This window comes from Candidatus Igneacidithiobacillus taiwanensis, assembly GCF_031962545.1.
In the GTDB taxonomy this organism is placed as follows: Bacteria; Pseudomonadota; Gammaproteobacteria; order Acidithiobacillales; family Acidithiobacillaceae; genus Igneacidithiobacillus; species Igneacidithiobacillus taiwanensis.
In genome coordinates, this window is the sequence record NZ_JAVRKK010000125.1 from 5,516 (window position 1) to 6,281 (window position 766).

Consider the following 766-nt stretch of genomic DNA (forward strand, 5'->3'; position numbering starts at 1 on the left):
GCTCTTCCGATCTTGCTGTTGCTCAAGTCGTAGGGAGCGCCGCGCAGGGTCGAACCCAAGGCGGGGATGAGGACAAAAGCAGCGCCCTGCAAGAAGCCAGCGGCAAAAACTGCAATGCTCCCCCGTTTCATATCTTGCCGTCCGCAAAGCGCTGGCGTAGATGCGCACCAACCCGCAGGGCATTGGCCATGATGGTCAGCGAGGGATTGACGGCACTGATGGAGGGCATGAAGCTTGCGTCCACGACATAGAGATTATCGAGGTCGTGGGCCTTGCAGTTGGGGTCGAGAACGCTGTCGGTTGGATCTTCCCCGAAGCGGCAGGTCCCCACCTGATGCGCGGTAGCAGAAATGTCCATGGGTTGAAAAAAAACCGTAAAGAAACCGACACGATGAAGCATCTGTCGCCACTTGGCGCAGAGCCGTCGATGACTCTCGCGGTTTTTGGGCTGCCAATGCAGGCGGATCACCCCATCGGCGTCGAGGGTAACGCGATTGTCGGGATCCGGCAGGTCTTCTGTGGTAAGCCACCAGTCCACTGAATGGCTGGCCGCCCAGGCCGTCGCCGGAATAGGTATGCCCGGGCGTTCGGCATGAAGCACACCGGGCGTTACCTTGCCAAGAGATTGAATGTGGCCCAGGGGAAAAGGATACTCGGGATCGCCGGAATCCTCATAAAAGTCGTTGAGAGCCAGGGTTTTTTGAAAGACGCTGCGATTTTCTCGACCGAGGCGGATGGCCATGCAGGCACTATTGAGATGGCACAT

1 protein-coding gene is annotated in these 766 nt (G+C 58.1%); it reads right to left on the reverse strand.

Going from position 1 to position 766, the window contains the following annotated elements; genetic code table 11:
• Positions 1-127: 127 nt before the first annotated feature.
• The coding region (locus RTI30_RS11750; RefSeq protein ID WP_312283827.1) for a GMC oxidoreductase at positions 128-766 on the reverse strand (639 nt) is incomplete at its 5' end.